This is a genomic window from Sulfurimonas sp., from assembly GCF_018698455.1.
In the GTDB taxonomy this organism is placed as follows: Bacteria; Campylobacterota; Campylobacteria; order Campylobacterales; family Sulfurimonadaceae; genus Sulfurimonas.
Window position 1 is genome coordinate 21,200 of the sequence record NZ_JABIOQ010000025.1, and the last position, 6,558, is coordinate 27,757.

The 6,558-nt window shown below is 33.2% G+C and carries 9 protein-coding genes and 2 tRNA genes; 2 read left to right on the forward strand and 9 right to left on the reverse strand.

From position 1 onward, the window contains the following. Positions 1-407 precede the first annotated feature (407 nt). The 8 genes from HOG88_RS04035 to HOG88_RS04070 form a co-directional block, all read right to left on the reverse strand. A complete protein-coding gene (locus HOG88_RS04035) occupies positions 408-626 on the reverse strand; it encodes a cold-shock protein (protein WP_295003471.1) in 219 nt (72 codons plus the stop codon). 179 nt (positions 627-805) lie between these two features. Continuing rightward, positions 806-1,162 (reverse strand): hypothetical protein, encoded by a 357-nt coding sequence (locus HOG88_RS04040; protein ID WP_295003473.1) that lies wholly within the window; start codon positions 1,160-1,162, stop codon positions 806-808. A gap of 4 nt (positions 1,163-1,166) precedes the next feature. After that, positions 1,167-1,631 carry a preQ(1) synthase gene (gene queF / locus HOG88_RS04045; RefSeq protein ID WP_295003475.1) on the reverse strand — a complete coding sequence of 155 codons (465 nt, stop codon included), beginning with the start codon at positions 1,629-1,631 and terminating at the stop codon, positions 1,167-1,169. Next, the gene (locus tag HOG88_RS04050; RefSeq protein ID WP_295003477.1) at positions 1,624-2,079 is read right to left on the reverse strand and encodes a phosphoribosyltransferase; all 456 of its coding nucleotides are present in this window, start codon (positions 2,077-2,079) and stop codon (positions 1,624-1,626) included. The genes queF and HOG88_RS04050 overlap by 8 nt, the downstream gene beginning before the upstream one ends. Before the next feature lie 166 nt (positions 2,080-2,245). Then, positions 2,246-2,380 (reverse strand): hypothetical protein, encoded by a 135-nt coding sequence (locus HOG88_RS04055; protein ID WP_295003479.1) that lies wholly within the window; start codon positions 2,378-2,380, stop codon positions 2,246-2,248. A gap of 284 nt (positions 2,381-2,664) precedes the next feature. Then, a tRNA-Asn gene (locus HOG88_RS04060) sits at positions 2,665-2,739 on the reverse strand. Positions 2,740-2,762: 23 nt separating this feature from the next. Beyond that, positions 2,763-2,839 (reverse strand) — tRNA-Met (locus HOG88_RS04065). Positions 2,840-2,940: 101 nt separating this feature from the next. Further along, positions 2,941-3,570, reverse strand: a complete 630-nt coding sequence (locus HOG88_RS04070; protein ID WP_295003481.1) for a GGDEF domain-containing protein — start codon at positions 3,568-3,570, stop codon at positions 2,941-2,943. 161 nt (positions 3,571-3,731) lie between these two features. Here HOG88_RS04070 and groES point away from each other — a divergent pair, with 161 nt between their 5' ends. Both groES and groL read left to right on the forward strand, forming a co-directional pair. Next, positions 3,732-3,992, forward strand: a complete 261-nt coding sequence (groES, locus tag HOG88_RS04075) for a co-chaperone GroES (RefSeq protein WP_295003483.1) — start codon at positions 3,732-3,734, stop codon at positions 3,990-3,992. Positions 3,993-4,003: 11 nt separating this feature from the next. Then, positions 4,004-5,635 carry a chaperonin GroEL gene (groL, locus tag HOG88_RS04080; protein ID WP_295003485.1) on the forward strand — a complete coding sequence of 544 codons (1,632 nt, stop codon included), beginning with the start codon at positions 4,004-4,006 and terminating at the stop codon, positions 5,633-5,635. A gap of 500 nt (positions 5,636-6,135) precedes the next feature. Here the strand turns inward: groL and HOG88_RS11895 are convergent, their stop codons facing one another. Beyond that, entirely contained in the window at positions 6,136-6,318 is a 183-nt protein-coding gene (locus HOG88_RS11895) for an IS3 family transposase (protein WP_367234511.1), read from the reverse strand. Positions 6,319-6,558 lie beyond the last annotated feature (240 nt).

Sequence of the window (6,558 nt, forward strand, 5' to 3'; positions counted from 1 at the left end):
TGTATTGAGTGGTTTGTTTTCTGGGGACATTATAATGAATTATTGTCTTTCGTTTTGTACTCATTTTTAATCCCTATATCTTCATCTTTTTATTCTAACATCTTGGAATTAAAAAATAAGATTTACTGGTTTAGTTTTAGGGGTTCATTATAGTTATGTCCACTTATTAATGTGTCGTAAGTATAACTAAAAATTATTATTATTAATTCGCCAATTCTAGTATCAAGTGTAATTTTTAGTAAATCGATTATTAAAGTTGAATTTTATTAAATTTTTTATAGCTGGTAGGAGTATCTATTGAATTAAGTATATTGTTTAGTAAAAATAGAGGTAGTTTTTAAAATTTTGTGGTCTTGCAGTAAATAGTAGAAGTGGCTAAACCCCTACAATAGGGGTTTAGAGGTAGATTAAAGTGGAGTTACGTTCTCAGCTTGAGGGCCTTTTTGACCTTCTCCAACTTCGTAAGTTACTCTTTGACCTTCAGCAAGTGAAACACGTCCACCGCCATTGTTGTTAACTTGACGGAAATGTACGAATACATCGTTGCCACCATTGTCTTGTTGTATGAAACCATAACCTTTTTCGTCGTTAAACCATTTAACTGAACCGTCTTGTAATTCTGCCATTGTATTGCCTTGTGTAAAAAAATCACTAAGAAAATTAATTCTCAGTGGAGTCAAAAATTGGAGAGTCTTTAGGGGTCGAAATGTAACAAACGTACAATTTCACACTAAAGATGAACTCGAGCCTCATCTTTCATCGAGCACATTATATCAGAAGACTCATAATATATCAACTATTTTGATTAAATTTGGAAAATATTTGTTTTTTTATGCTCAATAAACTCTTTTCCAAAGCTAATTCTTTGCTTTATTCCCCCACGTGCACTTAAGTCTACAAGAACTCCTAAGTCATCACATTTTATATTTTTAGCAATAGTTTTAAAGATATTAAAGGCAATATCTTCTGCATTGAGACTTTTAGTTCTTAGTGAAGTGATGTAGTGTTTAAAGTCATGTAGATCAAATGTCTCGTTAATACTTCTAAATTTAACATAGAGAGTTCCACGATATGGCTGACCACTTTTTGCTAAAAAAAGGAGTTCCGCAGAGCTATATTCTATATTTGAGCCTTCTTCTATAGATACTGTTTTAAAATCCATGGGCTTATCCTATTCTTAGTGGGTTGATATTTCTGTTTATAAATCTATGTGTTTCTATATCTTTATATTTTTTGTTTGAATTAGAGTAGCTAAAAGTAGGGTGTATACTAATATTTCCCCGTGGATAAAATAGACCAACTACTTCTAGGTATTTTGGTTCCATAAGTGACACTAAATCTTTCCCTATCTTATTTACTACCTCTTCATGAAACTCGCCATTGTTTATAAAACTAAAAAGATAGAGTTTTAGAGACTTACTTTCAACCATTTTTATGTGAGGTATATAGTTAATGATTAAAGTTGCAAAGTCTGGTTGATTTGTTATGGGGCATAAAGAAGTAAATTCATCTGCATTTAGGGTTACCCAGTAGTCATTATCTACATGCTTATTGTCAAACACTTCAAGTAGAGTTGGGTCATATTCATATACATACTCTGTTGATGTCGAGCCTAAAGTATTTTTAGTCATTTCTTTTCTCCATAAAATCTTTTTCCCAAAAAAACTCTATCCAGTCACTTGCTTCATAGAGTGAAAAAGCAGATTGAATGAGAGGCGTTTTTTTATAATATATAGAAGCACTCTTAATTATTACATGAGGATATAGTTTTGTAAGTGTAGTTACAACCGCTAACATTGTCTGTCCAGAATCAATAATATCATCGAGAATGAGGACTCTTGATGCATTTGATAAGTCTGGAATATTGAACAGCTCACACTTTTCACCTTTTTCTTGTTCATTATATAAAACTGAATTTATACTCATTAGTTGTCTGTTGTCTGTAGCACTAGCATAAGCGTGTCCAAGAGTTACTCCTCCTCTTGCAATAGAGACGAGAGTGTCAGGGTTGTAGTCTTTTGTCATTTCAACAAGAGTTTTAACATCTTTAACAAATGTTTCATAAGGATAGTAAGTCATGAACTTAGATAAAAATCTCTAGCTCAAATATAGAAATAACATGCATGATAATTCCCTTCAGTTAATTAACTCCATATTAGCATAATGGAGTTTAAATAAACACCTGAGCTTAAAGTTTTCAAGTAAATATGATGAATATTACTATGACATCAAACGGATAAGAGATTCAAAGTGGAAGAGCTTGCTCAAAGTGTGTGAGATAGAGCATGGAGCCATCTATCACATGAGACATACTTTTGCTGCAGTAATGATTGAAACGAGAAGGTACATTTATTATCTCTTTTTCTTTGTTAAACAGCATCCATTCAAATATATCTTTAAAGGTTGTATTACCTTTTAGAAGTGCAACAATTATTATGAATAGTACTTCATGAGATATTTCACTAATAAAACTTCTATCTGGGCTTTAGAGCATTTTATCAGGTGCGAAAGCTTAGAATATATATTTAGTATCGAAAAAGGGAAGGTATTTAAAGAGCTTCTTTCTTTGGTGCTATTTGAGTGCTGCCACTTTTGGGCACAATATGGACACAGCAAATAAGTAAATCAGTTAGAATATCAGTGTTTATGGGGTTTAAAAACGAGTGGCTCCGGATGCTGGATTCGAACCAGCGACCAAGTGATTAACAGTCACCTACTCTACCGCTGAGCTAATCCGGAATGTATAAAATCTCTTAAAAAAATGGTGTCAAGAGGGGGACTTGAACCCCCGACCCCCGGCTTATGAGACCAGTGCTCTAACCAGCTGAGCTACCGTGACATCTTTTAAGAGGACGGAATTATAACTAGAAAAAGCTTTATTATTGCTTTAGTAAGATTAAAAGATGTTTTTTTATTTCACATCCTTCTTTAGCTCTATCGTTACGAACTATTTTTAGCTATTTTATCCGCTCTATCTAATAAAATCATTATATTATCTGTTGATGGAATGAATTCTGACACACCAATACTGACTGTGTATTTTCCGTTATCTACCGCATATTTATTTTCAACTAAAGTATGTATTTTTGCTGAAACAATCTCAGACTGTTTCAAAGATGTTTCAGGAAAAAGTAGTACAAATTTATTTCTATCAAATTTAACAAAAATATCGCATTCTCTAATTGAACCGGAAATCATATGAATAATACTTTGAAGTGCATCATCACTAATTGTCAATTGGTTAATATATATTACCGATAAAGATATATGTGTCTTGTCACGTTTAGCTAAAGAAATTATACTTTCAGACACATCATAAAAGTATCTTCTATTGTGTGCTCCAGTATCAACATCAAAACTTATCGTATCTTCAACTTTTTCAATCAATTCTTTAAGTTCTTTTGTAACTATTTCAAGGTTGCTGTTTGATTCATCAAGTTCATTTTGAATTAATTTCACTTCATCTTTCGCTTTTTGTTTCACTTCTTTCATTTCTAATTTTAATTTACTTATCCGTCTCTCTTGTAAAGCTATATCTGCTTCAAGTTTCGCATTATTTCCAAAAAACATAAATACACCTCCTAAACTCTCATATATCCCTATAATGTCATCTAATAAATTATATGGTTCTTAATTATCATATTTATTTTTTATTGGTTTTTATTAAAACTATTATGGTAAAATCGCAAATATATAATATAGATATATTTTAATTATCAAAAGGACATTTAATGAACTTTCAACCTCTAGGAAAAAGAGTTTTAGTAAAACGTGTAGAAGAAGCAACAACAACAATGTCAGGGATTATCATTCCTGATAATGCTCAAGAAAAACCATCTCGTGGTGAAGTTGTAGCAGTGAGCAAAGAAGTTACAGAGTTAGAAAATGGAAACCAAGTTTTATTTGGTAAGTATTCTGGAAATGAAGTTTCATTTGATGGTGACAAATATATGGTATTAGATACTGATGATATCTTCGGAATAATAGGTTAAGGACAGATAATATGAGCAAAGAAATAATTTTTTCAGATACAGCTAGAAATGCTCTAGCACGCGGTGTTGCAAAATTAACAGATGCAGTAAAAGTGACAATGGGACCACGTGGTCGTAACGTACTAATACAAAGAAGTTATGGAGCTCCTGTCATCACTAAAGACGGTGTTTCAGTTGCACGTGAAGTTGAACTTCAAGACAAACTAGAAGACATGGGTGCGCAACTTGTAAAAGAAGTGGCATCAAACACAGCTGATGAAGCTGGAGATGGTACTACTACAGCTACAGTTCTAGCAAATGCCATCTTCTCTGAAGGTCTTCGTAACATTACTGCTGGTGCAAATCCAGTTGAAGTTAAACGCGGTATGGATAAGGCTTGTGAAGAGATTTTAAAACACTTAAAAGCTTCTAGTAAAGCTGTCAGTGGAACTAAAGATATAGCTCAAGTTGCTACTATCTCTGCAAACTCTGATGAGTCTATTGGAAATATGATAGCAGAAGCTATGGAAAAAGTAGGCCAAGATGGTGTTATCACTGTTGAAGAAGCAAAAGGTATCTCTGATGAACTAGATGTTGTTGAAGGTATGCAGTTTGACCGTGGTTACCTCAGCCCTTACTTCATTACTAACCCTGAAAAAATGACAGCTGAAATAGAAAATCCTTGGATTCTTTTATGTGATAGTAAAATATCTTCATTAAAAGACTTACTTCCTGTTTTAGAGCAAGTTCAAAAAACTTCTCGTCCACTTCTTATAATCGCTGAAGATGTAGAGGGTGAAGCACTTTCTACTCTTGTTGTAAACAAACTTCGTGGCGTTTTAAATATATCTGCTGTTAAGGCTCCTGGTTTTGGTGACAGACGTAAAGCAATGCTTCTAGATATAGCAACGCTTACAGCGGGTGTTGTTATCTCTGAAGAGACGGGACATACACTTGAAGCTACAACTATAGAGATGCTAGGACAAGCTTCACGCGTAGTTATTGACAAAGACAACACTGTTATAGTAAATGGTGCAGGTGATGTAACGGTTGTTGCTGCAAGAATAGCTGAAATTAAAGTTCAGATAGAAACTACATCAAGCGAATACGATAAAGAAAAACTACAAGAACGTTTAGCAAAACTTTCTGGTGGAGTAGCAGTTATAAAAGTTGGTGCTGCAACTGAAACAGAGATGAAAGAGAAAAAAGACAGAGTTGACGATGCTCTTTCTGCTACTAAGGCCGCTGTTGAAGAGGGTATCATAATAGGTGGTGGTGCTGCTCTAGTTTGTGCCGCTTCTTTAGTTTCTATAGAACTTGAAGGTGACCAAAAGATAGGTTGTGAAATCATTCTTCGTGCGGTAAAAGCTCCTATAAAACAAATAGCTCAAAATGCTGGATTTGATACTGGTGTTGTAGTAAATGCAGTAGAATCTGCTGAAAATAAAAACATAGGTTTTAATGCTGCGACTGGAGAATATGTAGATATGTTTGAAGCAGGTATTATTGATCCACTTAAAGTTGCACGTGTTGCATTAACCAATGCTACTTCGGTATCTTCTTTACTTCTTACTACAGAAGCTGCTATATTTGAACTTCCTAAAGAAGAAATCCCTATGCCTGACCAAGGTCAAGGACAAATGGGAATGCCAAGTATGATGTAACAACTAGGGACATAGTTCCCTATTGTACAATAATTTTACTTAATTAATCACCCCGAAACACTGTCCAAAACGGTGTTTCAACTACCTAGTAATTTTTTAAAATAACCCTAGAAAACCTCACAATAATTCATAGTTTCTAAGTTCTTTCTAAGGTAACACATCAAAATCAGTAAATTTATGCCTCTCGTTCTAAGGAAATCTGACACTGTTTTAGTTTCTAAGGTTCGTTCTAAAGATGTGACATATATTTACTATTCAAGGAAATAGAAATGAGTAGTATGATTAAATCAAAAAAATATAAAGGTATATCACCATAAGAGTAAAGATGGAGAAGTCACTTATTATTTTACTTATCAAAATGACTTAAAGAAAACCCAGTATCAAAAAGTCGGAACTAAGTCTCAAGGTGTGACTGAAGTATAATGAACTCCTAAAACTATAGCACCCCAATATGTCAAGATAACTTTTCAAAAATCCTTATTCCATCCTAGTGTGTAACTCTATGCTACACTTTTCTCCTGAGTGTTAAAAATTTCCTTGTTAATTTTCAAACTCTCAAAGTAAACCTTCATCGGTTTTTTATACTCAAGCGTTTCATGGAATCTCCTATAATTGTAAAATTGCATATAGTCAGTTACATCTTCTTTTAACTCTTTGATTGTGTTGTACTGGTTTAAGTATATTCTCTCTACTTAAGCACTTCTCCAGAACCTCTCAATTACGATAAGTAATAAGACAAAAATAACTTCAATATGGATTAATAATTGCTAATAAATTTCCATGGAAATAAAAAAAGATATTTTAAAGAAACTAAAAGAGTTAAAAAACAGTCAATGTAAAAAAGAGCGAGTTCATTCTCATGCATTATTACTTTTAAATAGTGGAAGGGGAATAAAAGAAGTAGCAGAAATTTTTGATGTGAC

Excerpts from the sequence above, each read along its gene's own strand:
- HOG88_RS04035 (WP_295003471.1), bottom strand. The coding sequence starts at position 626 with ATGGCAGAATTACAAGACGGTTCAGTTAAATGGTTTAACGACGAAAAA.
- HOG88_RS04040 (WP_295003473.1), bottom strand. The coding sequence starts at position 1,162 with ATGGATTTTAAAACAGTATCTATAGAAGAAGGCTCAAATATAGAATAT.
- queF (WP_295003475.1), bottom strand. The coding sequence starts at position 1,631 with ATGACTAAAAATACTTTAGGCTCGACATCAACAGAGTATGTATATGAA.
- HOG88_RS04050 (WP_295003477.1), bottom strand. The coding sequence starts at position 2,079 with ATGACTTACTATCCTTATGAAACATTTGTTAAAGATGTTAAAACTCTT.
- HOG88_RS04055 (WP_295003479.1), bottom strand. The coding sequence starts at position 2,380 with ATGCTGTTTAACAAAGAAAAAGAGATAATAAATGTACCTTCTCGTTTC.
- HOG88_RS04070 (WP_295003481.1), bottom strand. The coding sequence starts at position 3,570 with ATGTTTTTTGGAAATAATGCGAAACTTGAAGCAGATATAGCTTTACAA.
- groES (WP_295003483.1), top strand. The coding sequence starts at position 3,732 with ATGAACTTTCAACCTCTAGGAAAAAGAGTTTTAGTAAAACGTGTAGAA.
- groL (WP_295003485.1), top strand. The coding sequence starts at position 4,004 with ATGAGCAAAGAAATAATTTTTTCAGATACAGCTAGAAATGCTCTAGCA.